Origin of the sequence: Rhodospirillum centenum SW (assembly GCF_000016185.1) — a bacterium.
GTDB classification, from domain to species: domain Bacteria; phylum Pseudomonadota; class Alphaproteobacteria; order Azospirillales; family Azospirillaceae; genus Rhodocista; species Rhodocista centena.
This window is the reverse complement of sequence record NC_011420.2, coordinates 2022146-2046963: the sequence shown is the minus strand read 5'-3', so window position 1 is coordinate 2046963 and position 24818 is coordinate 2022146. Positions and strand designations below refer to the sequence as shown.

Annotated in this window: 21 protein-coding genes; 17 read left to right on the top strand and 4 right to left on the bottom strand. The window is 69.9% G+C overall.

Features of this window, described 5'->3' with window-relative positions; all coding sequences use genetic code 11:
- The first annotated feature begins 11 nt into the window (after positions 1-11).
- The 3 genes from RC1_RS09540 (at position 12) to RC1_RS09530 (ending at position 3365) form a co-directional block, all read left to right on the top strand.
- On the top strand, positions 12-653 hold the full coding sequence (locus RC1_RS09540; RefSeq protein ID WP_012567167.1) for an elongation factor P hydroxylase: 642 nt from the start codon (positions 12-14) through the stop codon (positions 651-653).
- Positions 654-769: 116 nt separating this feature from the next.
- Complete coding sequence (locus RC1_RS09535; protein WP_012567166.1) at positions 770-2155, top strand: pyridoxal-phosphate dependent enzyme; 1386 nt, start codon at positions 770-772, stop codon at positions 2153-2155.
- 46 nt (positions 2156-2201) lie between these two features.
- Positions 2202-3365, top strand: a complete 1164-nt coding sequence (locus tag RC1_RS09530) for a cystathionine gamma-synthase (protein ID WP_012567165.1) — start codon at positions 2202-2204, stop codon at positions 3363-3365.
- A 117-nt stretch (positions 3366-3482) separates the two neighbouring features.
- Here the strand turns inward: RC1_RS09530 and RC1_RS09525 are convergent, their stop codons facing one another.
- Both RC1_RS09525 and apbC read right to left on the bottom strand, forming a co-directional pair.
- Positions 3483-3779, bottom strand: a complete 297-nt coding sequence (locus RC1_RS09525; RefSeq protein WP_012567164.1) for a hypothetical protein — start codon at positions 3777-3779, stop codon at positions 3483-3485.
- A gap of 154 nt (positions 3780-3933) precedes the next feature.
- On the bottom strand, positions 3934-5067 hold the full coding sequence (gene apbC, locus RC1_RS09520; protein WP_012567163.1) for an iron-sulfur cluster carrier protein ApbC: 1134 nt from the start codon (positions 5065-5067) through the stop codon (positions 3934-3936).
- A gap of 145 nt (positions 5068-5212) precedes the next feature.
- On the opposite strand from apbC, the gene hflK reads away from it, so the two are divergent.
- The 4 genes from hflK (at position 5213) to RC1_RS09500 (ending at position 9321) form a co-directional block, all read left to right on the top strand.
- Positions 5213-6358, top strand: coding sequence for an FtsH protease activity modulator HflK (gene hflK / locus RC1_RS09515; protein ID WP_012567162.1), 1146 nt, complete (start codon positions 5213-5215; stop codon positions 6356-6358).
- Between the two features lie 11 nt (positions 6359-6369).
- Positions 6370-7293: a protease modulator HflC gene (hflC, locus tag RC1_RS09510; protein ID WP_012567161.1), complete on the top strand. Its 924-nt coding sequence runs from the start codon at positions 6370-6372 to the stop codon at positions 7291-7293.
- A 127-nt stretch (positions 7294-7420) separates the two neighbouring features.
- Positions 7421-7606: a DUF2065 domain-containing protein gene (locus RC1_RS09505; RefSeq protein WP_012567160.1), complete on the top strand. Its 186-nt coding sequence runs from the start codon at positions 7421-7423 to the stop codon at positions 7604-7606.
- A 164-nt stretch (positions 7607-7770) separates the two neighbouring features.
- The gene (locus RC1_RS09500) at positions 7771-9321 is read left to right on the top strand and encodes a DegQ family serine endoprotease (RefSeq protein WP_012567159.1); all 1551 of its coding nucleotides are present in this window, start codon (positions 7771-7773) and stop codon (positions 9319-9321) included.
- A 122-nt stretch (positions 9322-9443) separates the two neighbouring features.
- Here the strand turns inward: RC1_RS09500 and serB are convergent, their stop codons facing one another.
- Both serB and RC1_RS09490 read right to left on the bottom strand, forming a co-directional pair.
- The gene (gene serB, locus RC1_RS09495; protein ID WP_012567158.1) at positions 9444-10343 is read right to left on the bottom strand and encodes a phosphoserine phosphatase SerB; all 900 of its coding nucleotides are present in this window, start codon (positions 10341-10343) and stop codon (positions 9444-9446) included.
- Positions 10344-10418: 75 nt separating this feature from the next.
- Positions 10419-11591, bottom strand: a complete 1173-nt coding sequence (locus RC1_RS09490; RefSeq protein WP_012567157.1) for an OpgC family protein — start codon at positions 11589-11591, stop codon at positions 10419-10421.
- Between the two features lie 148 nt (positions 11592-11739).
- Here RC1_RS09490 and miaA point away from each other — a divergent pair, with 148 nt between their 5' ends.
- From miaA to mreC, 10 genes are all read left to right on the top strand, one after another.
- Positions 11740-12684 (top strand): tRNA (adenosine(37)-N6)-dimethylallyltransferase MiaA, encoded by a 945-nt coding sequence (gene miaA / locus RC1_RS09485; RefSeq protein WP_012567156.1) that lies wholly within the window; start codon positions 11740-11742, stop codon positions 12682-12684.
- A gap of 154 nt (positions 12685-12838) precedes the next feature.
- Entirely contained in the window at positions 12839-14629 is a 1791-nt protein-coding gene (locus tag RC1_RS09480; RefSeq protein WP_012567154.1) for an acetolactate synthase 3 large subunit, read from the top strand.
- Positions 14630-14702: 73 nt separating this feature from the next.
- Positions 14703-15218, top strand: coding sequence for an acetolactate synthase small subunit (gene ilvN / locus RC1_RS09475; protein ID WP_012567153.1), 516 nt, complete (start codon positions 14703-14705; stop codon positions 15216-15218).
- A gap of 178 nt (positions 15219-15396) precedes the next feature.
- Positions 15397-16416, top strand: coding sequence for a ketol-acid reductoisomerase (gene ilvC / locus RC1_RS09470; protein WP_012567152.1), 1020 nt, complete (start codon positions 15397-15399; stop codon positions 16414-16416).
- Between the two features lie 214 nt (positions 16417-16630).
- On the top strand, positions 16631-18496 hold the full coding sequence (locus RC1_RS09465) for a DUF885 domain-containing protein (RefSeq protein WP_012567151.1): 1866 nt from the start codon (positions 16631-16633) through the stop codon (positions 18494-18496).
- A 71-nt stretch (positions 18497-18567) separates the two neighbouring features.
- Entirely contained in the window at positions 18568-20421 is a 1854-nt protein-coding gene (locus tag RC1_RS09460) for a DUF885 domain-containing protein (RefSeq protein WP_012567150.1), read from the top strand.
- Positions 20422-20603: 182 nt separating this feature from the next.
- Complete coding sequence (locus RC1_RS22505; RefSeq protein ID WP_012567149.1) at positions 20604-20735, top strand: hypothetical protein; 132 nt, start codon at positions 20604-20606, stop codon at positions 20733-20735.
- Between the two features lie 139 nt (positions 20736-20874).
- Complete coding sequence (locus RC1_RS09455) at positions 20875-22449, top strand: 2-isopropylmalate synthase (protein ID WP_012567148.1); 1575 nt, start codon at positions 20875-20877, stop codon at positions 22447-22449.
- A 360-nt stretch (positions 22450-22809) separates the two neighbouring features.
- The gene (locus RC1_RS09450; RefSeq protein WP_012567147.1) at positions 22810-23850 is read left to right on the top strand and encodes a rod shape-determining protein; all 1041 of its coding nucleotides are present in this window, start codon (positions 22810-22812) and stop codon (positions 23848-23850) included.
- An 86-nt stretch (positions 23851-23936) separates the two neighbouring features.
- Positions 23937-24812, top strand: coding sequence for a rod shape-determining protein MreC (gene mreC, locus RC1_RS09445; protein ID WP_012567146.1), 876 nt, complete (start codon positions 23937-23939; stop codon positions 24810-24812).
- The last annotated feature ends 6 nt before the right edge of the window (positions 24813-24818 follow it).

Sequence of the window (24818 nt, the reverse complement as noted above, 5' to 3'; positions counted from 1 at the left end):
GAACCGATCCCATGCAGCTCACCCCCATCCCCGACAGCGACCTGCCCCGGGCCATCGAGGCCGTGCGGGTGAACCTGACGCCCGGCACCCTGGCGCGGTCCGTGTTCGACCGCATCGCCGCTACGGCCGACCTGATCCCGCTGGGCGTCGATACGCCGGCGCACCGGGCGGCGGCGGTCGATCTCGCGCGCCGCTTCGGCATCGGCACCATCGACGAGGCGCCGCAGGCGGCCTGGAGCTACGACGGGCAGGCGATCCGCACCCGCTCCGAGGCGGCGGTGATCGTGCATGAGGTGGGGCACTGGATCGTCGCCCCGCCGGAGCGGCGCGGCGTGATCGACTTCGGCCTCGGCGCCGGCCCGGAATCGGGCCGGAGGGCAGAGGCGGACGCCGCCCTGGCCGTGGACCGCGAGAGCCAGATCGAGGAGGAGGCGCTGGCCAGCCTCATCGGCATCCTCTGGGAGGTGGAACTGGGCCAGCCCGCCATCCTCGCCTTCCTGGAGCAGAACTGGATGGAGGGGTGGCAGCGCCCCTTCTGCGCCGAAAATTTCGCCGCCAATCTGGAGGCGCTGCACCGGCAGGGTTGGATCGATGCCGACGGACGGCCCGTCCCGCCCGAAAATTTCCCCGGAACGGCGCCCGCGGCAGCTTGATTCCGCGCCCGCCATGGCGGTTGCCGCCCGGCCCCGGGATGCGTTTTCCTGACGGCGACAAGGCGTGACGGGACCCGGCCACGGGCCCGGCGCCAGCCCCCGGGAGGAGAGACCCCATGCCGGACACCCTGTCCGCCGCCAAAGCACCGGCGATCCTGTCCATGATCGGCGGGACGCCGGTCATCCGTGTCAGCACCTTCGATACCGGCCCCTGCGAACTGTATCTGAAGCTGGAGAACCAGAATCCCGGCGGCTCCATCAAGGACCGCATCGGGCTGAAGATGATCGAGGCCGCCGAGGCCGAAGGCCGCCTGAAGCCCGGCGGCACGGTGATCGAGGCGACCGCCGGCAACACCGGCCTGGGGCTGGCGCTGGTCTGCGCCGCCAAGGGCTACCGGCTGATCCTGGTCATCCCCGACAAGATGGCGGTGGAGAAGATCAACCACCTGCGCGCCCTGGGGGCGGAGATCCACATCACCCGCTCCGACGTGGGCAAGGGCCATCCCGACTACTACCAGGACATCGCCGAGCGCCTTGCCGCCGACATCCCCGGCAGCGTCTACATGAACCAGTTCGCCAACCCGGCGAATCCCCGCGCCCATGAGGAATGGACCGGGCCGGAACTGCTGCGCCAGATGGACGGCGACGTGGATGCCGTGGTCGTCGGCGTCGGCTCCGGCGGCACCATGACGGGGCTGGGCGCCTTCTTCGCCAAGGCCAGCCCGAAGACGAAGATGGTCATCGCCGACCCGGCCGGCTCCATCATCGCCGATCTGGTGAACAAGGGCACGCACGAGGAACCGGGAAGCTGGGTCGTCGAGGGTGTGGGCGAGGACTTCGTGCCGCCCAACTGCGACCTGCGCTATGCCAAGGCCGCCTACTACGTCTCCGACGCGGAGAGCCTGACGGCGGCGCGCGACCTGCTGCGGCGGGAGGGCATCCTGGGCGGCTCTTCCAGCGGCACGCTGCTGGCCGGTGCCCTGAAGTACTGCCGCGACCAGACCACCCGCCAGCGCGTCGTCACCTTCGTCTGCGATACGGGCAACAAGTACCTGTCGAAGATGTTCAACGACGCCTGGATGGCCGACCAGGGCTTCCTGCCGCTGGAGAAGCACGGCGACCTGCGCGATCTGATGACCCGCCGCCACGACAAGGGACAGGTGGTCACCGTCTCGCCCCAGGACACGCTGCTGACCGCCTACAAGCGCATGCGGATCAGCGACGTCTCCCAGCTTCCGGTGATGGAGGGGGAGCGCGTCATCGGCATCCTGGACGAATCCGACCTGCTGCTGCATGTCGAGAAGGACCCCGTCCGCTTCAAGGACAAGGTCTATACCGCCATGGTCAACCGGCTGGAGACGCTGCCCGCGACGGCGCCGATCGCCGCCCTGACGCCGCTGTTCGAGCGCAACCTGGTCGCCATCATCATGCAGGACGGCCGTTTCCTCGGCCTGCTGACGCGGATGGATCTGCTGAACCATCTGCGCCGGCAGATGGGCTGAGAGCCCCGATCCGGCACGAGAGCCCCCTGAGTCCGAGGACCCACGCATGACCGACCGCCCGAACCGCCACGGCTTCTCCACCCGCGCGATCCATGCCGGGCAGGAGCCCGACCCCGCCACCGGCGCCATCATGGTGCCGATCTACCAGACCTCGACCTACGTCCAGGAAAGCCCGGGCGTCCACAAGGGGTTCGAGTACAGCCGCAGCCAGAACCCGACCCGCTTCGCCTATGAGCGCTGCGTCGCCGACCTGGAGAGCGGCCACCGCGGCTTCGCCTTCGCCTCCGGCCTCGCGGGCGAGGCGACGGTGCTGGAACTGCTCGACAGCGGCAGCCATGTCGTCGCCACCGACGACATCTATGGCGGCAGCTACCGGCTGTTCGAGCGGGTGCGCAAGCGCACGGCCGGGCTGTCCTTCAGCTTCGTGGACGTCGCCGACCTCGCCGCCGTGGAGGCGGCGATCCGGCCCGAGACGCGCATGATCTGGGTCGAGACGCCGACGAACCCGCTGCTGAAGCTGGCCGACCTGGAGGCGCTGGCCCAGCTCGGCCGGCGCCGCGGCCTCATCACGGTCTGCGACAACACCTTCGCCAGCCCGTGGGTGCAGCGCCCGCTGGAACTGGGCTTCGACATCGTCACCCACTCGGCCACCAAGTACCTGAACGGCCATTCCGACATGGTCGGCGGTCTGGTGGTGGTGCGGGAGGCGGGCGAGCTGTCCGACCGGCTGGGCTTCCTGCAGAACGCCGTCGGCGCCATCCAGGGGCCGTTCGACAGCTTCCTCGCCCTGCGCGGGCTGAAGACGCTGGCCCTGCGCATGGAGCGGCACTGCCAGAACGCCCTGGTCGTGGCGGAATGGCTGGAGCGGCACCCGGCCGTGGCGCGTGTGCGCTACCCGTTCCTGCCCAGCCATCCGCAGCACGAGCTGGCGCGGCGGCAGATGGCGGCCGGCGGCGGCATGGTCACCATCCATCTGAAGGGCGGGCTGGAGCCGGCCCGGCGCATGCTGGAGCGGACCGAACTGTTCGCCCTGGCCGAGAGCCTGGGCGGGGTCGAGAGCCTGATCGAGCACCCGGCGATCATGACCCACGCCTCCATCCCCGCCGACCAGCGGGCGGCGCTGGGCATCGACGACGGCATGGTCCGCCTGTCCGTCGGCGTGGAGGAGGTGGACGACCTGCTGGCCGATCTGGAGCAGGCCCTGCGCTGAGACGCGGTGGCGCCAAAAGAACGCCCGGACCCTTGCCGGGTCCGGGCGTTGCGAGGTTGCTCTGACCAGGACAGTCGAAACTATCCGGCGCGACGCCGCCCCGCAGACGGGCGGGCGTCAGCCCCGGATCTCCCACGCGAACTCCACGTGGCAGGGGGCATTGGGCATGGCCGCGATGGGATTCATCTGCAACCATGTCCAGAATTCCTTGAAGGGCAGGGCAGGGCGCGCCTGGGCGGTGTGGCCCAGCGTGCCGGACACCCGTTCCGTCAGGGTGCGGGTGACCTGTTCATAGGCGATCTCCGGCACCCCGTGGGCCACCGCGATCTCCCCCGTGCGGGGATCGTCGGTGCGGAAGGAATGCGCGCCGTTACGGAACGCATAGGCGACGAGGATCGGGTTGCTCTGGGCCATGATCGGGAGCCTCGGGCGGATTGCGCATCTTTCGTACCAAAATGCGCTATCCGGAGAAAGGAATAATCGTAAAACCTGAACGCAGCGCAGCAATGCGCCGCACCCCTTCCGGGCGGGGACGGTCCGCGTGGGCAGAAGCCGTGCCGGCGCCGGCTCACTCGATGACGATGCGCGGCGCCGCGCGGCGTCCGCCCTCGCCGGAGATCTTCTGCCAGACCGTCTCCGCGATGGCGCGGTAGGCCCGGGCGTGCGCGCCGTCGGGGTCGGTGGCGACGATCGGGGTGCCGCCGTCGCTGGTCTCCCGGATGGCGATGTCCAGCGGGATCTCGCCCAGGAAGTCCACCCCCAGCCGCCCGGCTTCGGCGCGGGCGCCGCCATGGCCGAAGATGTCGGAGCGGTGGCCGCAGTTCGGGCAGCAGAAATAGCTCATGTTCTCGACGATGCCGAGCACGGGCACGTCCACCCGGCGGAACATGTTCAGCCCCTTGCGGGCGTCCAGCAGGGCGATGTCCTGCGGGGTGGAGACGATCACCGCCCCCGCCAGCGGCACCTGCTGCGCCAGCGTGAGCTGGGCGTCGCCGGTGCCGGGCGGCATGTCCACGACCAGAACGTCCAGCTCGCCCCAGGCCACGTCGCGCAGCATCTGCTGGATGGCGCTCTGCACCATGGGGCCGCGCCAGATCATCGGCGTGTCCTCGGCCACCAGGAAGCCGATCGACATGACCTTGACGCCGTGACCCGTCAGGGGCTCCAGCGTGCGGCCGTCGCGGGCGGGCGGGCGGCCCGACAGCCCCATCAGGCGGGGCAGCGACGGGCCGTAGATGTCCGCGTCCAGAAGCCCGATGCGCAGCCCGCGGCCAGCCAGCGCGAGTGCGAGATTGACGGCGGTGGTGGATTTGCCCACCCCCCCCTTGCCGGAGGCGACCGCGACGATGGCGCGCACCCCCGGCACCGCAGGTTTCGGCCCGGCGGCACGGGGAGCGGAGTTGGCGCCGGGTCCGGGGGCGGACTGCGCTCCGGCCTGCATTTGCGGGGCGGGGCGGTGCGCAGTCAGCACCGCGGTCACCGAAAGTACTCCCGCAAGCCTGTCCACGGCCTTTTCTGCGGCCTGTCTCAGCGGCTCAAGCGCCGGTCCGCGCCGCGGATCGACCTCGATTGAGAAACCCACATTGCCATTCTTGATGGCCAGACCCGAAATCATGCCGAGACTGACGATGTCCGTGCCCCGGTCCGGGTCTTTTACCGTGCCCAGCGCTGCCAGGACTTGTGCCTCGGTGACCTCGGCCATGGTTGAAAACTCCCACCCCTTCCCAATATTGGCAGGCACTCCCGACCGAGGGCCTTCCCTGCCGTCGCCCGTCTATATACGGTGGCCGCGGGGCGTGGGAAAGCGCCCGAGCCGGGAAAGCGATGGAACCGAAGGGTCTTCTGACATGCCCTGGAACAATCAAAGTGGTGGTGGCGGTGGTCCGTGGGGACCGCCTCCGGGAGGCGGCGGGAACAGCCCGTGGGGGCGTCCGGGTGGCGGGGGCGGTGGCTCCAATCCCCAGGGTCCCGATCTGGAGGACCTTCTGCGCAGGAGCCAGGATCGGTTCAAGCGCATGGTTCCGGGCGGTTTCGGCAGTGGCAAGGGCATCGCGCTGGCCATCTTCGTCGTCGCCCTGCTGTGGGTGGCGAGCGGCATCTACCGGGTGCAGCAGGACGAGCAGGGTGTGGTTCTCCGCTTCGGCGAGTTCGTCCGCACCGACCAGCCCGGCCTGCGCTGGCATTTCCCTGCGCCGATCGAGACGGCGCTGACGCCGAAGGTCACGCGCGTGAACCGGATCGAGATCGGCTACCGCTCCGTCGCGGACGGCCGCCGTGCCGGTGGCGACGTGGTCGATGAGAGCCTGATGCTCACCGGCGACGAGAACATCATCGACATCGACTTCACGGTGTTCTGGTTCATCAAGGACGCCGGGGCCTACCTGTTCAACATCCGCGACCCCGAAGCGACCGTGAAGAAGGCCGCCGAGAGCGCGATGCGCGAGGTGATCGGCCGCACCGACATCCAGCCTGCCCTGACCGAGGCGCGGCAGGAGATCGAGGCGTCCACCCTCGGCCTGCTCCAGGCCATGCTGGACGAGTACCAGTCCGGCATCGAGATCACGCAGGTGCAGCTCCAGAAGGTGGACCCGCCCTCGGCGGTGGTGGACGCCTTCAACGACGTGCAGCGCGCCCGGCAGGACCGCGAGCGCCTGCGCAACGAGGCCGAAGGCTACCGCAACGACATCATCCCGCGTGCCCGCGGTGAGGCGGAACGACTGATCCAGGAGGCCTCGGCCTACCGCGAGCAGGTCGTCAATCTGGCCCAGGGTGACGCGCAGCGCTTCATCTCGGTGCTGGAGGCCTACGCCAAGGCACCGGAGGTCACCGCCCGCCGCATGTATCTGGAGACGATGCAGGAGGTGATGTCCGGGACCAACAAGATCATCATCGACGGCAAGTCGGGCGGTCAGGGCGTGCTGCCCTATCTGCCGCTGAACGAGCTGCTGCAACGCCAGCCCGGTCAGACGCAGCCGGCCCAACCGCGCCAGTAGGAGGACGCCCGATGAGCAAGCGATTGGTGATTCTCGGCGTCCTCGTCCTGATCCTGGCCGTGGTCGGCAGTGCCTCCCTGTTCACCGTCCATCAGACGCAGCAGGCCCTGGTGCTCCAGTTCGGTGAATGGAAGCGGACGGTGCAGAAGCCGGGGCTGAACGTGAAGGTCCCGTTCGTCCAGAACGTGGTGATGATCGACCGCCGGGTCCTCGACATCGACCCCCCGGTGGAACAGGTCATCCTGGCCGACCAGAAGCGGCTGGAGGTTGACGCCTTCGCCCGCTACCGCATCGCCGACCCGCTGCGCTTCTACCAGTCGGTGGGGACGGAGGCGAACGCCGAGACCCGGCTGTCGGCGGTGGTCAACTCCGCCCTGCGCCGCGTGCTCGGCAACGTGACGCTGCTCGCCGTCCTCTCCGAGGAGCGCGCCCGCGTCATGACCGACATCCGCACCCAGGTGAACCAGGAGGCGCAGCGTTTCGGCATCGAGATCGTCGATGTCCGCATCCGCCGGGCCGACCTGCCGGAAGCCACGTCCCAGGCCGTGTTCGAGCGCATGCGCTCCGAACGCGAGCGCGAGGCCCGCGAGGCCCGCGCCCAGGGCCAGGAGCAGGCGCAGCAGATCCGCTCGCGGGCGGAGCGCGAGCGCACCGTGATCCTGGCCGAGGCCCAGCGCGACGCCCAGGTGCTGCGCGGTGAGGGGGACAACCAGGCGATCCGCATCCTGGCCGACGCCGGCGCCCGGAATCCGGAGTTCTACCAGTTCTACCGCTCGCTGGAGGCCTACCGGCAGGCGCTGCGTCAGGACAACACCTCACTGGTTCTGTCTCCGGACAGCGACTTCTTCCGCTTCTTCGACAGCATGGGTGCGCTCGGCAACGGTGCGTCCCAGCGCTCCCGCGCCGAGCCCGCCCCGGCGGGCAAAGCCCAGTAAGTCACACGGCCGCAGGCGGCCCTGACCGCTTGACCGGCAAGGCCGGACCGGGGGAAATCCGGTCCGGCCTTTTTTCTTGCGGCAGACCCCTTCCCGTCGAGCCCTCTTCCGTCCGTCGAGGTTGCCCGTGACCGATCTGATGACAGCCCTGGCACTGGTGTTCGTGATCGAAGGGCTGCTCTATGCCATCGCCCCCGACGGCATGAAGGAGATGGCCGCCATCGCCCTGGAGACGCCCGCGGGATATCTGCGGCTGGCGGGACTGGTGGCGATGACGGTGGGCGTGGGGATCGTCTGGGTGATCCGCGGCTGATTTCTTTGCCCTGCCGGTCAAGGAAAGCTTCGCCACAATTCCGTCGCAGCTTATATTTAGCGTCCGCGCTGCGGCGTCCGGCACGGCCGGGACAGCCGGATGCCGGGCGGCCGCGCCCGTTCGCGGGGACGGTGCGGCCATTTCGAGGTGCCAAGGAGACCCACGTGACCCTACCCGTGACCCAACCCGTCCGTTCCCGTTCCGGCCGGCCCGATGCCGCCGGCGCGGGCGTCCAGGCACGCCGCTGGATCGCCTGGCTGCTTCTGCTGCCGCTCGCGGCGGTGATGGTCGCCGCACCGCCGGCCCTGGCCCAGCGGGGGGCGCCTGAGAGCTTCGCTCCCCTGGCGGAACGCATCCTGCCGGCCGTGGTCAACGTCTCGACGACGCAGACGGTGCAGAACCGGGGCCGCTCGCCGGTGCCGATGCCCGAGTTCCCGCCCGGCTCCCCCTTCGAGGAGTTCTTCCGGGACTTCTTCGACCGCCAGCAGCCGCAGCAGGACCCGAACACGCCGCCGCGCCGCGCCACCTCGCTCGGCTCCGGCTTCATCATCGACCCGGCCGGCTACGTCGTGACGAACAACCACGTCATCGACGGGGCCGACGAGATCCGTGTGATCCTGCACGACCAGGAGGGGACCGAGCTGAAGGCCGAGGTCATCGGCGTCGACAAGGAGACGGACCTTGCGCTGCTGAAGGTGGACGCCGGCCGCAAGCTGCCCGCCCTGAGCTGGGGCGACAGCGAGAAGATCCGCGTCGGTGACTGGGTCGTCGCCATCGGCAACCCGTTCGGCCTGGGCGGCTCCGTCACGGCGGGCATCATCTCGGCCCGTGCCCGCGACATCGGGGCCGGCCGCTACGACGACTTCCTTCAGACCGATGCCTCGATCAACCGTGGCAATTCCGGCGGCCCGCTGGTCAATCTGTCGGGCGACGTGATCGGCATCAACACGGCCATCTTCTCACAGACCGGCGGCTCGATCGGCATCGGCTTCGCCATTCCGTCCGCCATGGCGAAGAACGTGATCGCGCAGCTCCGCGAGTCCGGCAAGGTCCGCCGCGGCTGGCTGGGCGTGCAGATCCAGAACATCTCGCCGGAGGAGGCGGAGGCCCTGCGCCTGCCGGAGGCGAAGGGCGCGCTGGTCGGCATGGTCAATCCGGGCGGCCCCGCCGAGAAGGCCGGCCTGCAGCCGGGCGACGTCATTCTCAGCTTCGACGGACGGGAGGTGACGAACAGCCGCTCGCTGCCCCGCATGGTCGCCGACACGCCGGTCGGCAAGAAGGTCCCGGTCGAGCTGATCCGCCGCGGCAAGCGCGAGACGGTGCAGGTGGTGCTGGGCGAGCTGCAGCCGCAGGACGTCCAGCTCGCCAACGCCCCCGGTCAGGGCGACGCGGCGCCGGGCAAGCCGGAGACGATCGAGGGCGTCGGCATCGCCGTCACGTCGATCTCGCCGGAGGTGCGCCGCCAGTTCGAACTGGACGACGACGTGAAGGGCGTGGTCATCACCCAGGTGGCCCCGAACAGCCCCGCGGCCGTCCGCCAGCAGCTCCGTGCCGGCGACGTGATCGTCGAGGTCAGCCAGGAAGAGGTCGGGTCGCCCGCCGACGTCGTTGCCCGGGTGAAGAAAGCCCGCGACGCCGGCCAGAAGGCCCTGCTGCTGCTGATCGAGCGCCGCGGCGAGCTGGTCTTCCAGGCGGTTCCGCTGACGGAGGAGTGATCCCCGCCCGCGCCGCCGGGCCGGATATGGAAAAGGCCGCCGTCCCTGCCGGGGCGGCGGCCTTCCTTCTTTCGGTCCGTGGCCTGCGGGACTCTGTCCGCGGCCTTGCGGCACGCTGCGGCTCAGCGGCCGGCGATCTCCGTCGAGCGGTAGCCCTGGGCGAACAGCAACGCCGTCAGGTCGCCATGGTCCACCCGGGCGCGCGCCTGTGCCGCCACGGCGGGCTTGGCATGGAAGGCGATCCCCAGGCCCGACGCCTGGAGCATCGGCAGGTCGTTCGCTCCGTCGCCCACCGTCAGCGTGGCGGACAGCGGCACCCGGCGGGCGGTGGCGACGCGGGTCAGGGCCTGGAGCTTCGCGTCCTTGTCCAGGATCGGCTCGACCGGCCGGCCGGTCAGCTTGCCGTCCGCCACCTCCAGGTCGTTCGCCTGATCCTCGTCGAACCCCAGCAGGTCGCGGACATGGTCGGTGAAGACCTTGAAACCGCCCGACACCAGCGCACAGTAGACGCCGTTCCGGTGCAGGGTCGTCACCAGCGCTGCCGCTCCGGGCATCAGCGTGATGCGGCCGATCATGTCCGCCAGCACGCCGGCGGGCAGGCCGGCCAGCAGCGCCACCCGCTCGCGCAGGGCGCCGCGGAAGTCGATCTCCCCGTTCATGGCGCGCTGGGTGATGGCGGCGATCCGGTCGCGTGCGCCGACCAGCTCGCCCAGCTCGTCCAGCATCTCCTGCCGGATGATGGTGGACTCCATGTCCGCCACCAGCACGGCCTTGCGCCGGCCTTCCACGGGCTGCGCGATGACGTCCAGCGGCAGGCCGGACAGGGCCTGCGCGGCCGCCGCCTGGGCCTGGTCGGCATCCAGCCCGTCAAAGCCGATGTCGCAGGCCACGCCCGGCGCCAGCCAGTCCGGCGGAGAGGCCGAGGCGCCCAGATCCTGCAACGCCGTGCGGGCGGCACGGGCGGCGACGTCGTCCAGCGCCGGCTCGGTCGGGGAGGAGACCAGGGTCAGGACATGTGTCATGCGCGGCTACTCCGGAGGAGGGGGCGCCGCCGTTATGCGGTCCCTGCCGGGCAAAGTCCATGGCCGAAAGCGCCGTCACGCCACCGCCGCCCGGCCGGTGACCCTCTGGCCGGCGGGCGTCGGGAGTGCCGGTCCCGGGCCTGTTGTCCCCGGACCGGCCTGCGCCGCTTCCGCCGCCTGCCGCGCGTCCAGCTCCTGCATCAGGGCGACGGCGATCAGGATCGGCAGCCCCGACAGGGCGAAGACGATCTCCAGCCCCGGGGTGGTCGGTGTCGTCACCACCAGCACCGTCCAGACCGTGGACAGCACGATGCCGACGGAGAAGACGGGCAGCGAGTGCCGGCCCATCAGCAGGAACAGCGCCGCCGGACCGCGACCCAGCCAGCGGGCCTGCGGCGGGATCGCCCAGGCGCAGAGATAGGCCAGGGCCAGGAAATGCAGCAGCCGCCCGATCTCCAGCATGGACTTGCCGTGCGGCGGCAGCAGGTCCGGGTCGAACAGCACGAATCCGGGCGCATACCCGAACCGCTGCCAGGGCGACACCGCCAGGAAGGCGTAGAGCACCATGGCCGCGGCGGCGGCGGCCAGCAGGGGATGGCGCGGCAGCGGCGTGCCGCGGCGGGCCCGCTGGCCCAGCACGAAACCCAGCACGAACAGGAGCTGCCAGCAGAAGGGGTTGAAGAACCAGGCCTCGCCGTCGGGCCGGCCGGCCGGGGCCAGCCCGTAGCGTCCCGCCACCAGCCAGAGCAGCACGGACAGCAGCAGCGCCGCCGCCGGCTGGCGCACGATCAGCGGTCCCAGCAGCGCCAGCCCCCCGATGAAGACCACGTACATCGGCAGGATGTCGCCATAGGTCGGCAGATAGCTCAGGGTCGCCACCCGCAGCCAGCCGTCCACCGGGTCGCGGGCCAGATGCTCCAGGGCCATCCAGTCCAGCACCGCCGCGTCGCCCGTCAGCCGCACGGTGACCAGCGCCACCGCCAGCAGGGCCGCGACGAGGCAGAGATGCGCCTTGTAGAGCACGAAGGCCCGGCGGGCCGCCTTCAGCGAGGCGGACAGCCCGTCCTTCAGGAACCCCTGCGACCAGGCCAGCGAGGCACTGAATCCCGCCAGGAAGACGAACAGATCCGCCGCATCCGAGAACCCGTAGGCCCGCCAGGTCAGGAGCGTCGCCGGCGTGGGCACATGGTTCAGGAAGATGGCGCACAACGCGAGTCCGCGGAAGAAGTCGATCCTGAGATCCCGCATGCGTGCTCCGCCCCGATACCGTCGCCCGTCGGCGATCTGACCGGGTACAAACGCGGCCCGAAGCGGACCCATGTCACCGCCGGGGTGTGATAAAGAGCGGCAGCTTGACGCTTCCACCGCTCCCGCACCGGACCCAGGACCGATCCCCGTGCCCGCGACCCGACCCGTCCTCCTGATCGGCGGCCCCACGGCCGGCGGCAAGTCCGCCCTGGCGCTCGACCTCGCCGGGCGGCTGTCCGGCACCGTCGTGAATGCCGACAGCATGCAGCTCTATGACGGGCTGCGGGTGCTGACGGCGCGCCCCTCCGTGGCCGAGGAGGCGCGGGTCCCGCACCGGCTCTACGGCATCGTTCCGCCGTCGGAGCGGATGAGCGCGGCGCGCTGGCGCGATCTGGCGCTGGCGGAGATCGCGGCCGCGCATGATGCCGGGCGGGTGCCCGTCGTCGTCGGCGGCACCGGCCTCTATCTCCGCGCCCTGGCCGAGGGGCTGGCGGACATCCCGCCGGTGCCGGAGCCGGTGCGGGCGGAGGCGCAGGCCCTGCACCGCGCCCTCGGCACCCCGGCCCTGCATGCCCGGCTGGCGGCGGAGGACCCCGACGGGGCCGCCCGCCTGCATCCGGGGGACACCACCCGCGTGCTGCGCGCCTGGGAGGTGCTGCGCGCCACCGGCCGGCCGCTGGGATACTGGCAGACGGCCGGGCGCGCGGCCCCGCCGCCGGGGCTGCGCTTCCTGACGCTGGTCTGCGAGCCGCCGCGCGACCGTCTCTATGCCGCCTGCGATGCGCGCTTCCTGCGCATGCTGGAGGCGGGGGCGCTGGAGGAGGTGCGGCGGCTTGCCGCCCTGGGCCTCGATCCCGGCCTGCCGGCGATGAAGGCGCTGGGCGTGCCGGAACTGCTGGCGCATCTTCGCGGTGACCTGCCGCTGGAGGCGGCGACGGCGACGGCGCAGCAGGCGACGCGGAACTACGCCAAGCGCCAGCTCACCTGGTTCCGCCATCAGATCGCCGCGGCGCGGCGGTTCGATCCCGGCGATTGCGTGGAACGCAACGCGGTCATGAAATTTTGTGTCGATAACGTGACGCAAATCTCATAGATCATTACCGAAACGGGTTGACGCCGCGCACGCTTCGAAATAGGTTCCCCCTCCCGCCGTCGTTCGCGCGCGCAGCAGGACCCGCACAGGGTCCGTCCGCCCGCGCTGCCGGCCGACGGCCCGTTACAGACACCGAAGCCTTGAAGAGACCGCCATGCCTCCCGCCCAGAAGCCCGTCACCGCCCCCAACGGCAAGCTCACCGGGGCTGAGATCGTCATCAAGGCGCTGCGGGACCAGGGCGTAGACGTCATCTTCGGCTATCCCGGCGGCGCCGTCCTTCCCATCTACGACGCGCTGTTCAAGCAGAACGAGATCCGCCACATCCTGGTCCGGCACGAGCAGGCCGCCGTGCATGCGGCGGAGGGCTATGCCCGGTCCACCGGCAAGGTGGGCGTGGTGCTGGTGACCAGCGGCCCCGGCGCCACCAACGCCGTCACCGGGCTGGTGGACGCGCTGATGGACAGCATTCCCGTCGTCTGCCTGACGGGGCAGGTGCCCACCCACCTGATCGGCAACGACGCCTTCCAGGAGTGCGACACGACCGGCATCACCCGGCCGGCGTCCAAGCACAACTACCTGGTCAAGCATGTGGACAACCTGGCCCGCACCATCCATGAGGGCTTCTACGTCGCCCGCAACGGCCGGCCGGGTCCCGTCGTCATCGACATTCCCAAGGACGTGCAGTTCGCCGAAGGCCCCTACCGCACCCCCGGCGAGTGCGCGCCCAAGAGCTACCGGCCGCAGATCCGCCCCGACCTGAACCGGGTGGAGGAGGCGGTCGAACTGATCGCCAACGCCAGGCGGCCGATCTTCTATGTCGGCGGCGGCGTCATCAATTCCGGCCCGATCGCCAGCCAGCTCCTGACCCAGCTCGTGCGCATGACGGGCTATCCCTGCACGACCACGCTGATGGGCCTGGGCGCCTTCCCGGCGTCGGACCCGCAGTTCCTGGGCATGCTGGGCATGCACGGCACCTACGAGGCGAACCTCGCCATGCACGGGTGCGACGTGATGATCAACATCGGCGCCCGCTTCGACGACCGGGTGACCGGCAAGCTGTCGGAGTTCGCTCCGGGCTCGAAGAAGATCCATGTCGATATCGACCCCTCCAGCATCAACAAGAACGTCCCCGTGGACGTGGCCATCGTGGGCGACGCCGCGCATGTGCTGGAGGACATGATCCGGCTGTGGAAGGCGCGGGCGAAGCAGCCCGACCGCGAGGCGCTGGCGGCGTGGTGGAAGCAGATCGAGGGCTGGCGGGCGCGCGACTGCCTGCGCTACGAGAAGACGGACAAGGTGATCAAGCCGCAGTACGCGCTGGAGCGCCTGCGCGAGCTGACCCGCGGCCGCGACGACGTCTTCATCACGACCGAGGTCGGCCAGCATCAGATGTGGGCGGCCCAGTTCCTGCCGTTCGAGAAGCCGAACCGCTGGCTCACCTCCGGCGGGCTGGGCACCATGGGCTACGGCCTGCCCGCCGCCATCGGCGTGCAGATCGCGCACCCCAAGGCGCTGGTCGTGGACGTGGCCGGTGAGGCCAGCATCCTCATGAACATCCAGGAGATGTCCACCGCCCTGCAGTACCGGCTGCCGGTCAAGGTCTTCATCCTGAACAATCAGTGGATGGGCATGGTCCGGCAGTGGCAGCAGCTCCTGCACGGCGAGCGCTATTCGGAGAGCTATTCCCAGGCGCTGCCCGACTTCGTGAAGCTGGCCGAGGCGTTCGGCGCCGTCGGCCTGCGCGCCACCAAGGTGTCGGAGGTGGACGACGTGATCCGCACCATGATCGAGACGCCGAAGGCCGTGATCGTGGACATGTGCGTGGACCAGAAGGAGAACTGCTTCCCCATGATCCCCGGCGGCAAGGCCCACAACGAGATGCTGCTGGGCCCGGAGGAGAAGCTGGACGAGGCGACCCCGGAGGAGGGGATGGTGCTGGTCTGACCGGCCCGGCCGGCACGCCCGCCGCCCCATACGATGGTGCCCAGCAACAACGAACATCCGGACCTTCTGCCCCATGTCTCCCGTCGAACAACACATCGAACGCCACACGATCAGCGTGCTCGTGGACAACGAGCCGGGCGTGCTGGCCCGCGTCATCGGCCTCTTCTCGGGCCGCGGCTACAATATCGAGAGCCTGACCGTGGCCGAGGTGAACGCGGAGCAGCAGCTCTCGCGCATCACCATCGTCACCTCCGGCACGCCCATGATCATCGAGCAGATCAAGGCGCAGCTCGACCGGCTGGTGCCCGTCCACCGGGTCCGCGACCTCACCCTCGAAGGCCCCTTCGTGGAGCGCGAGATGGCGCTGGTGAAGGTGTCCGGCGCGGGCGAGAAGCGGGTCGAGGCGCTGCGCATCGCCGACATCTTCAAGGCGCGGGTGGTGGACGCCACCATCACCAGCTTCGTCTTCGAGATCACCGGCACGGCGGACGACCTGAACCGCTTCATCGACCTGATGGGCCAGCTCGGGCTGGTGGACCTCAGCCGCACCGGCGCCGTCGCCATGTCCCGCGGCACGGGCGGGCTGTGACGCGGGTCGGGACACCGTGACGGACCGTTCCGGCGCCGCCGTGCCGGAAGGGACCCCGCACCGGGCCGCCCGCCGTCCGGTGCGAGGAATGCATGGGCAGGGCACGAAAAATCCTGTTGCCGCACGGCCGTGCGGCCTGTAGCAAACGACCGATTCGCGGCCTTCCGGAGAAAGAATAATGCGCGTTTACTATGATCGTGACGCCGACGTGAACCTGATCAAGGGCAAGAAGGTCGCCGTCGTCGGCTATGGCAGCCAGGGTCACGCCCATGCGCAGAACCTGCGCGACAGCGGCGTCGCCGAGGTGCGCGTGGCGCTGAAGCCGGGCTCGGCCAGCAAGAAGAAGGCGGAGGCCGCCGGCCTCGCCGTCGTCACCCCGGCCGAGGCGGCCGCCTGGGCGGACGTGGTGATGATCCTCACCCCCGATGAGCATCAGGCCGAGCTGTACGCGACCGAGCTGGGCCCGAACCTGCGCGAAGGGGCGGCCATCGCCTTCGGGCACGGGCTGAACGTGCATTTCAAGCTGATCGAGCCGCGCCCGGACCTGGACGTGTTCATGGTGGCGCCGAAGGGCCCCGGCCATCTGGTGCGCAGCGAATACGTCAAGGGCGGCGGCGTGCCCTGCCTCGTGGCCGTTCACCAGAACGCCTCCGGCAACGCGCTGGAGGTGGCGCTGTCCTACGCCTCGGCCATCGGCGGCGGCCGTTCCGGCATCATCGAGACGACCTTCCGCGAGGAGTGCGAGACCGACCTGTTCGGTGAGCAGACCGTGCTCTGCGGCGGTCTCTCCGCCCTGATCCAGGCCGGCTTCGAGACGCTGGTGGAAGCCGGCTACGCGCCCGAGATGGCCTATTTCGAGTGCCTGCACGAGGTGAAGCTGATCGTCGACCTCATGTACGAGGGCGGCATCGCCAACATGCGCTACTCGATCTCCAACACCGCCGAGTACGGCGACTACGTGACCGGCCCGCGCATCATCACCGCCGAGACGAAGGCGGAGATGAAGCGGGTGCTGGAGGACATCCAGTCCGGCCGCTTCACCCGCGACTGGATGCTGGAGAACAAGGCCGGGCTGCCCTTCTTCAAGGCCACCCGCCGCCGTCAGGCCGAGCATCCCATCGAGGAGGTGGGGGCGAAGCTGCGCGGCATGATGCCGTGGATCACCGCCAACAAGCTGGTCGACAAGAACCGGAACTGATCCCTCGCCACCAGGCGGCATCCGTCGACGGCCCCCGTCCCATCCGGACGGGGGCCGTTCGTGTTTCCGGGGCCAGCCTTCCGGCCGCGCACTCCCCCTCCGCGCTGCGGTGCCCCGTGCTGCTGGTTTGTAACGGATTGGTAAATCCCGCTGGACGGAATCGTGCCGCCCCGCCCTAATCCTTCGCAACAAAAGTAACGAACGGAACAGGGCGATGCGGGCGACGATGCGGGTGGGCAGGCGCGATTTCCTGGCGATGGCGGCGGCTGGGGCGGTCGCGGGGCCGTTGCTGCTGCGCGGCGGGATGGCCGTCGCGGCGGACGGGAAGGCGGCTCCAGGGCCGACGGCGGGGGCGGACGGCGCGGGGACCGCGCTCAACACCTTCCTGGAGGCGGCCTTCGACGCCGAGGTGGCGGCCAGCCCGGAGCGCGAGACGGCGCTGGGTTACCGCTATGACAATGGCGCCTGGAGCGACGACAGCGAGGACGGCCGCCGCCGCGAGCACGAGCGCCGGCAGGCCGAACTGGCCCGCCTGCGGGCGGAGTTCGATCCCGCCCGCCTGTCGGAGCAGGACCGGCTGAGCTACCGCCTGTTCGAGTACGAGGCCGAGGCCGACGCCGAGGCGTACGGATGGCGGCTCAACAGCTACGCCGTCAGCCATATCGGCGGACGCCACACCGGCATTCCCGGATTCCTGATCAACGAGCACCACATCCGGACCGAGGCGGACGCTGCCGCCTATGTCGCCCGCGTCCGCGCGGTGAAGGAACTGCTGGCCGTCACCGCCGAGAATGTCCGGATCCGGGCGGACCGCGGCGTGCTGCCGCCCCGCTTCTCGCTGGCGAAGGCGGCGGCGGATGCGCGCCGCGTCCTGGCTGGCGCGCCCTTCGCGGGGGAGGGGGAGAACCTGCTGCTGCTGGACTTCCGCGGCAAGCTGGGCGAGGCCGGGCTGCCGGAAGCGCGCAGCGCCGCGCTGGTGGCGGAGCTGACGGCGGCGCTCGACGGGCCGTTCCGCGAGGGCTACGAGACGCTTCTCGCCACGCTCGACCCGCTGGTCGCCAAGGCGGGGGAGGACGACGGCGTCTGGCGCCTGCCGGACGGGCTCGCCTACTACGACCACCGCATCCGTCGCTTCACCACCCGCTCCGCCCCGGCCGAGGAGGTGCATGCCTTCGGACTGGAGGAGGTCCGCCGCATCCATGGCGAGGTGGAGGAGATCCGCCGCAAGGTCGGCTTCGACGGCGACCTCAAGGGCTTTCTCGCCTATCTGCGGGACGATGCCCGTTTCCGCTTCCCCGACACCGACGAAGGGCGGGCCGAGTACATCGCGCTGAGTCACGGCTATATCGAGGCCATGAAGGCCCGGCTCGACCGCATGTTCATCACCCTGCCCAAGGCCGGCATGGAGATCCGCCGGGTGGAGCCCTTCCGCGAGCGCAGCTCTGCCCGCGCCTTCTATGACGGGCCGCCGGGCGACGGCTCCCGCGGCGGCATCTACTTCATCAACCTGTTCAACATGGAGGAGCACCGGCGGCACGGGGTGGAGACGCTGGCCTATCACGAGGGCATCCCCGGCCATCACATGCAGATCGCCATCGCGCAGGAGCTGACGGGACTGCCGCGCTTCCGCCGCTTCGGCGGCTACTCCGCCTATGCCGAGGGCTGGGCGCTGTACACGGAGAAGATGGTCAAGGCGTTCGGCGCCTTCACCGATCCCTACAGCGACTACGGCCGGCTGGAGGGGGAGCTGTTCCGCGCCATCCGGCTGGTGGTGGACACCGGCATCCACGCCAGACGCTGGACCCGGCGGCAGGCCATCGACTTCATGACCGCCAACAGCGCCATCCCGGAGCCGCGCGCCGTGCGCGAGATCGAGCGCTACATCGGCAATCCCGGACAGGCGCTGGCCTACAAGATGGGCATGCGCACCATCGAGGACCTGCGCACCCGCGCGGAGTCGGACCTGGGCGACCGCTTCGACCTGCGCCGCTTCCATGACGCGGTGCTGACCGGCGGCAGCCTGCCGCTGACCGTGCTGGAGGACAGGATCGACGGCTGGATCGCGGCCGAACGGGCCTGATCCGCGGCGGCCGTCCCCGCGGACGGACATCACCAACCACGAAACAACAGGGACCGGGGAGCTTGAGCGCAATGCTGACACGTCGTGACGTGCTGAGAACGGGCATGCTGGGCGGGGCCGCCGCGGTGGCGGTCGCCTCGCTGCCGTGGGCGGGCGCTGCCGCCGCGGCTACAGAGGGGGCGGCGACGGGAGCCGCGGCCGGGCCGTCGCCGGCGCTGGATCTCTTCTTCACCGAATTCGACAAGGGCTATGTGGAGCGCCGGCCGCAGCTCGAAACCTCGCTGGGCCTGCGCTACGACCGCGGCGACTGGGACGACATCTCCGACGAGGCGGCACAGCGCGAACAGGCGCTGGAGCAGGAGGCCGTCGCCCGCCTGGAGGCGGCGTTCGACCCCGCCACCCTGTCGGAGCAGGACCGGCTGTCGGTCGAGCTGTTCCGGTTCCGCGCGCAGCAGAACGCGGAGGCCTTCCCCTGGCGGCTGCACGCCTACACCATCAATCATCTGTACGGCGCCCATACGGGGCTGCCGGCCTTCCTCATCAACCAGCACCGCGTCGTGGATGCGGCCTCGGCCGCCGCCTATGTGCAGCGGCTGAAGGGCATCCCCGCCCAGTTCGCGGCGGTGGAGCGGGAGACGCTGCGGCGGGCCGAGATGGGCGTGCTGCCGCCGAAATTCTCCCTGGCGAAGGCGGTCGAGGACGCCCGCTCCATCATCGCCGGCGCGCCGTTCGACGGCTCCGGGGAGGACAGCGCCCTCTGGGCCGATGCCAAGGCGAAGCTGGCACGCGCCAGGCTGCCCGAGGCGGAGCACAAGGCCCTGCTGACGGAGGCGGAGAGCGCCCTGCGCGACGGCGTGAAGCCGGCCTACGAGCGGCTGCTGGCCCTGCTGGCCTCGCTGGAGGCGCGCGCCGGCACGGATGACGGCGTCTGGAAGCTGCCGCAGGGCGAGGACTACTACCGCGCCTGCGTCCGCCGCCACACCACCCTGCCCATGACCCCCGACGAGGTCCACGAGTTCGGCCTGTCGGAGGTCAAGCGCCTGCACGGGGAGCTGGACGCCATCCGCAAGGCGACGGGGTTCGGCGGCGACCTGCCGGCCTTCCTCACCTATCTGCGCAGCGATCCGCGCTTCTTCTTCCCCGACACGGATGCGGGCCGCGAGGCCTATCTGACCGAGGCGCGCGCCGCGGTGGCGGCGATGCAGGGCAAGCTGCCGCTGCTGTTCCGCACCCTGCCGCAGGCCCCGGTGGAGGTGCGGCGGGTCGAGCCGTTCCGCGAGAAATCCTCGCCGCCGGCCTTCTACAACCGCCCCTCGCGCGACGGCAGCCGGCCCGGCATCTACTTCATCAACCTCGCCACCATGCGCGAGCGGCCGCGGCACGAGATCGAGGCCATCGCCTATCACGAGGCGGTGCCGGGCCACCACATGCAGAACGCCATCCAGCAGGAGGCGGACAACCTGCCGATCTTCCGCCGGATCGGCGGCTACACCGTGTTCGGGGAGGGCTGGGGCCTCTATGCCGAGAAGCTGGGCAAGGAGGTCGGGCTCTATCAGGACCCCTATTCCGACGCCGGCCGCCTGAACAACGAGCTGTGGCGCGCCATCCGGCTGGTCGTGGACAGCGGCATCCATGCCCGACGCTGGACACGCGAGCAGGCGGCCGACTACATGGAGTCGAACTCCATGATCCCGCGGGAGAGCGTGGAGCGGGAGATCAACCGCTACGCCGTCAATCCGGGGCAGGCGCTGGCCTACAAGGTCGGCATGCGCGCCATCGAGGATCTGCGGGCCAAGGCGGCGGCGAAGCTCGGGGCCGCCTTCGACCTGCGCGACTTCCACGAACTGATCCTGGTCGGCGGCAGCATGCCGCTGCCGATCCTGGAACAGGTCGTGGGTCGCTGGACCGACGCCCGCAAGGCGTGACGGTTCCGCCGGCCGGGGCGCCGCCGCCCCGGCCGTGCGCCTTTCCGGGAAAGCTCCTTTCGGAAGAAAGCCGTTGCGGCTAACGGCGTTGCGTCCTAGATTGACCTTCAGCAACCCGGCTTCGCCGGCCGCGATCCCGCCAGGGGCTGGCCGGTTTCGACATGAACAGGACTGACGGCGCCATGCAGCGTCCCGTTGGAAAAGCAACCGCCCGCACCGCCGCCGCCGATACCGGCCGCGCGCTGCTGGCGCTGCACCTGTCCGGCGCGGCCACCGCCCTGCTGCTTCTCGCCCTTCGACTTATCGGCCCCTGAGCGCCGCGGCTCCGCTTGCGGAGAGGCGTTCAGGGGGAACCCCGCGCCGCATGTCGGCGCGTCAGCCATAGTCGAAATTTCCGGCCGTCCGCCCCACCGATGATCCGCGGGAACGGCCGCCCAGGCGAGGACCCGTAGCATGACCGTCACCACCCCCGTATCGCAGCGCCCGGCCGACCGCGTCGTCATCTTCGACACGACGCTGCGCGACGGCGAGCAGTCGCCCGGCGCCTCCATGAACCTGGAGGAGAAGCTCCGCATCGCGTTGACGCTGGAGGAGATGGGCGTCGATGTGATCGAGGCCGGCTTCCCCATCGCGTCCAACGGCGATTTCGAGTGCGTGCGGGAAATCGGCCGGGTGGTGAAGACCTCCGTCGTCGCCGGCCTGTCGCGCGCCGCGCGCATGGACATCGACCGCGCCGCGGAGGCGTTGCAGTACGCCGAGCGCAGGCGCATCCACACCTTCATCTCCACCAGCCCGCTGCACATGAAGTACAAGCTCCAGATGCAGCCGGACGCCGTGGTCCAGGCCATCGCGGACAGCGTGGGCCATGCCCGCACTCTGGTGGACGACGTGGAATGGTCGGCGGAGGACGGCTCGCGGACCGAGCCCGATTTCCTCTGCCGCTGCGTGGAGACGGCGATCAAGGCCGGCGCCACCACCATCAACATCCCCGACACGGTGGGCTATGCCGTGCCGGAGGAGTACGGCGCGCTGATCCGCATGGTGATCGAGCGGGTGCCGAACAGCGACAAGGCGGTCTTCTCCGTCCACTGCCACAACGATCTGGGCCTCGCCGTCGCCAACTCGCTGGCCGGCGTCGCCAACGGTGCGCGGCAGGTCGAATGCACGATCAACGGCCTGGGCGAACGCGCCGGCAACGCGGCCCTGGAGGAGATCGTCATGGCGCTGCGCACGCGCCATGACGCCATGCCCTATACGACCGGCGTCCGGACCGAGCACATCACCCGCGCCTCGCGGCTGGTCTCCACCATCACCGGCTTCACGGTGCAGCCCAACAAGGCGATCGTCGGCACCAACGCCTTCGCCCATGAATCCGGCATCCACCAGGACGGCATGCTCAAGCATGCCGGCACCTACGAGATCATGACGCCCGAGAGCGTCGGCCTGAACCGCTCCACCCTGGTCATGGGCAAGCATTCCGGCCGCGCCGCCTTCCGCGCCAAGCTCAAGGAGCTGGGCTACGAGGAGATGGGCGACAACGCCGTCAACGACGCCTTCAGGCGCTTCAAGGATCTGGCCGACCGCAAGAAGGACGTGTTCGACGAGGACATCGTGGCCCTGGTGGACGACGAGGTCGGCCGCCAGAACGACCGTATCCAGTTCGTCTCCCTCCAGGTCGTCGCCGGCTCCAAGGGGCCGCAGCATGCCGTGCTGGAGGTGGAGGTGGACGGCAAGGCGTGCGCGCCGGTGGTCAGCTTCGGCAACGGCCCCGTGGATGCGGTCTTCAACGCCATCAAGCAGGCCTTCCCGCACGAGGCGCGGCTGCAGCTCTATCAGGTGCAGGCCGTGACCGCCGGCACCGACGCCCAGGCGGAGGTGACGGTGCGGCTGGAGGAGAACGGCAAGACCGTGAACGGGCAGGGGGCGGACGCCGACACCCTGGTCGCCAGCGCCCGTGCCTACATCCACGCCCTGAACAAGCTGCTGGTGAAGCGGGAGAAGACCGCACCCGCGGCGCTCAGCGCCTGACCGGCCTGACGGCATCATCCCACCGGTGTCCCGTCCGCCCGGCGCCCTGCCGGGCGAGTCGGGGCTGTCCCGGCCCGGCGGCTCTGCCGCTCCCCGCGGCTGTCTGCTGCAACGGTCGCGGGCGGCCCCCGGTCGGCTCCTGACCGCCTCCCGACGGCCTCCCGACTGCCCTCCGACCCTCGCGGGGGCGGTCTCATCTGCTGCAATTCCTTAACACCGCAACGACAAATTCCAGCCGCCGGGCTTTCACCCCTTGAGGAAGGGCGCCTGGATGGTCTATGCAAACCGGGCGGCACGGCCAGTTCCGGGGTCGTCCGCGGAGCGGCCCGCTGACACCGGACTCAGAGAAAATTTCCGTCCATGTTTCCTAACCTGCTTGGGATGTTCTCGGCCGACATGGCGATCGACCTGGGGACGGCCAACACCCTGGTCTACGTGAAGGGCCGCGGCATCGTGCTGAACGAGCCCTCGGTGGTTGCCATCGCCAACGTGCGCGGCAAGAAGCAGGTGCTCGCCGTCGGTGACGAGGCGAAGCTCATGCTCGGCCGCACGCCGGGCAACATCCAGGCCATCCGCCCCCTGCGCGACGGCGTCATCGCCGATTTCGAGGTGGCGGAGGAGATGATCAAGCACTTCATCCGGAAGGTGCACAACCGGCGCGGCTTCGCCAGCCCGCAGGTGATCATCTGCGTGCCGTCGGGTTCCACCGCCGTGGAACGCCGCGCCATCCAGGAATCCGCCGAGCATGCCGGCTCGCGCCGGGTGTTCCTGATCGAGGAGCCGATGGCCGCCGCGATCGGCGCCGGGCTTCCGGTGACGGAACCGACCGGCAGCATGGTCGTGGACATCGGCGGCGGCACGACCGAGGTGGCCGTCCTGTCGCTGGGCGGCATCGTCTATTCCCGCTCCGTCCGTGTCGGCGGCGACAAGATGGACGAGGCGATCATCGCCTACATCCGTCGCCACCATAACCTGCTGGTGGGCGAGGGCTCGGCCGAGCGCATCAAGAAGGAGATCGGCTCTGCCTGTCCGCCGGAGGACGGCGAGGGCCGGGTCATGGAGATAAAGGGCCGGGACCTGATGAACGGCGTGCCGAAGGAGCTGATCATCAGCGAACGGCAGATCGCCGAGAGCCTCGCGGAGCCCGTCAGCCAGATCATCGAGGCGGTGAAGGTCGCGCTGGAGCATACGGCGCCCGAGCTGGCCGCCGACATCGTGGACAAGGGCATCGTGCTGACCGGCGGCGGCGCCCTGCTGAGCAACCTGGATTTCGTGCTGCGCCATGCGACGGGCCTGCCCGTTTCCATCGCTGACGACCCGCTGTCCTGTGTGGCGCTGGGCACCGGCCGGGCGCTGGAGGAGATGAAGACGCTCAAGAACGTCCTCATCACCATGTACTGACGCGGCCGGATGTTATAATATTCCCTTGATCGCTCCCCCGGTGCCGCCGGGGGAGACCAAGTTTTCGGACCCTGCGGAAGCGGCCAGTGAAGACGCGCAACGGCGGAACAGTGGTTCGGATCGCGGCCCCACTCTGGGCTCTGCTCAACCGGTTCTACTTCCTGCTGCTCATCGTGGCCGCGGTGGCGCTGATGGTCTTCGGACGGGTCGATGCGGTTGTCGTCGATCATGCCCGTGCCCGTGTCACGGATGCTTTCGCTCCCGTCCTCGACGTGCTCTCCCGGCCGGCCGCCGCCGCGGCGGACGTGATCGAATCCATCCGCCAGCTTGCCCGCATCCACGGTGAGAACCAGCGCCTGCGGGAAGAGAATGCGCGCCTGCTGCAATGGCAGCAGGCGGCGCTGCGTCTGGATGCGGAAAACCGCTCGCTGCGTTCGCTGCTGGCCTACAGGCCGGATCCTGCCGTCTCCTTCATCACCGCCCGCGTCATCGCCGATCCCGGCAGCGCCTTCCTTCACACCCTGGTCGTCACGGCCGGCCGGCGCGACGGGGTGAAGCGGGGACAGGCTGCCATGGCGGGGCAGGGGCTGGTCGGCCGGGTGGTCCAGGTGGGCGAATGGTCGTCGCGCATCCTGCTGATGACCGACATCAACGCCCGCATTCCGGTGGTGCTGGAAACCAGCCGTCGCCGCGCCATGCTGGCCGGCGACAACACGGAGCGGCCGCGTCTGATGTACATGCAGCGGGGGGCGGAGGTGATCGAGGGGGAACGGGTCTTCACCTCCGGCCATGGCGGCCTGTTCCCGCCGGGCCTGCCCATGGGCATGGTGACGACCGGGGGCGGTGAGCCGCGGGTCGTGCCGATGGTGGACCTGACGCGGATCGAGCATGTCCAGCTCGTCGATTTCGGCATTCCCGGCGGGCTGGCGGCCGAAGCGGTGCAGCCTGGCGCCATGCAGTGAGGGCCG

Bases quoted from the DNA above. Each gene is read 5' to 3' on its own strand.
- RC1_RS09540 (WP_012567167.1), top strand. From the start codon at position 12: ATGCAGCTCACCCCCATCCCCGACAGCGACCTGCCCCGGGCCATCGAG.
- RC1_RS09535 (WP_012567166.1), top strand. From the start codon at position 770: ATGCCGGACACCCTGTCCGCCGCCAAAGCACCGGCGATCCTGTCCATG.
- RC1_RS09530 (WP_012567165.1), top strand. From the start codon at position 2,202: ATGACCGACCGCCCGAACCGCCACGGCTTCTCCACCCGCGCGATCCAT.
- RC1_RS09525 (WP_012567164.1), bottom strand. From the start codon at position 3,779: ATGGCCCAGAGCAACCCGATCCTCGTCGCCTATGCGTTCCGTAACGGC.
- apbC (WP_012567163.1), bottom strand. From the start codon at position 5,067: ATGGCCGAGGTCACCGAGGCACAAGTCCTGGCAGCGCTGGGCACGGTA.
- hflK (WP_012567162.1), top strand. From the start codon at position 5,213: ATGCCCTGGAACAATCAAAGTGGTGGTGGCGGTGGTCCGTGGGGACCG.
- hflC (WP_012567161.1), top strand. From the start codon at position 6,370: ATGAGCAAGCGATTGGTGATTCTCGGCGTCCTCGTCCTGATCCTGGCC.
- serB (WP_012567158.1), bottom strand. From the start codon at position 10,343: ATGACACATGTCCTGACCCTGGTCTCCTCCCCGACCGAGCCGGCGCTG.
- RC1_RS09490 (WP_012567157.1), bottom strand. From the start codon at position 11,591: ATGCGGGATCTCAGGATCGACTTCTTCCGCGGACTCGCGTTGTGCGCC.
- RC1_RS09480 (WP_012567154.1), top strand. From the start codon at position 12,839: ATGCCTCCCGCCCAGAAGCCCGTCACCGCCCCCAACGGCAAGCTCACC.
- ilvN (WP_012567153.1), top strand. From the start codon at position 14,703: ATGTCTCCCGTCGAACAACACATCGAACGCCACACGATCAGCGTGCTC.
- ilvC (WP_012567152.1), top strand. From the start codon at position 15,397: ATGCGCGTTTACTATGATCGTGACGCCGACGTGAACCTGATCAAGGGC.
- RC1_RS09465 (WP_012567151.1), top strand. From the start codon at position 16,631: ATGCGGGCGACGATGCGGGTGGGCAGGCGCGATTTCCTGGCGATGGCG.
- RC1_RS09460 (WP_012567150.1), top strand. From the start codon at position 18,568: ATGCTGACACGTCGTGACGTGCTGAGAACGGGCATGCTGGGCGGGGCC.
- RC1_RS22505 (WP_012567149.1), top strand. From the start codon at position 20,604: ATGCAGCGTCCCGTTGGAAAAGCAACCGCCCGCACCGCCGCCGCCGAT.
- RC1_RS09455 (WP_012567148.1), top strand. From the start codon at position 20,875: ATGACCGTCACCACCCCCGTATCGCAGCGCCCGGCCGACCGCGTCGTC.
- RC1_RS09450 (WP_012567147.1), top strand. From the start codon at position 22,810: ATGTTTCCTAACCTGCTTGGGATGTTCTCGGCCGACATGGCGATCGAC.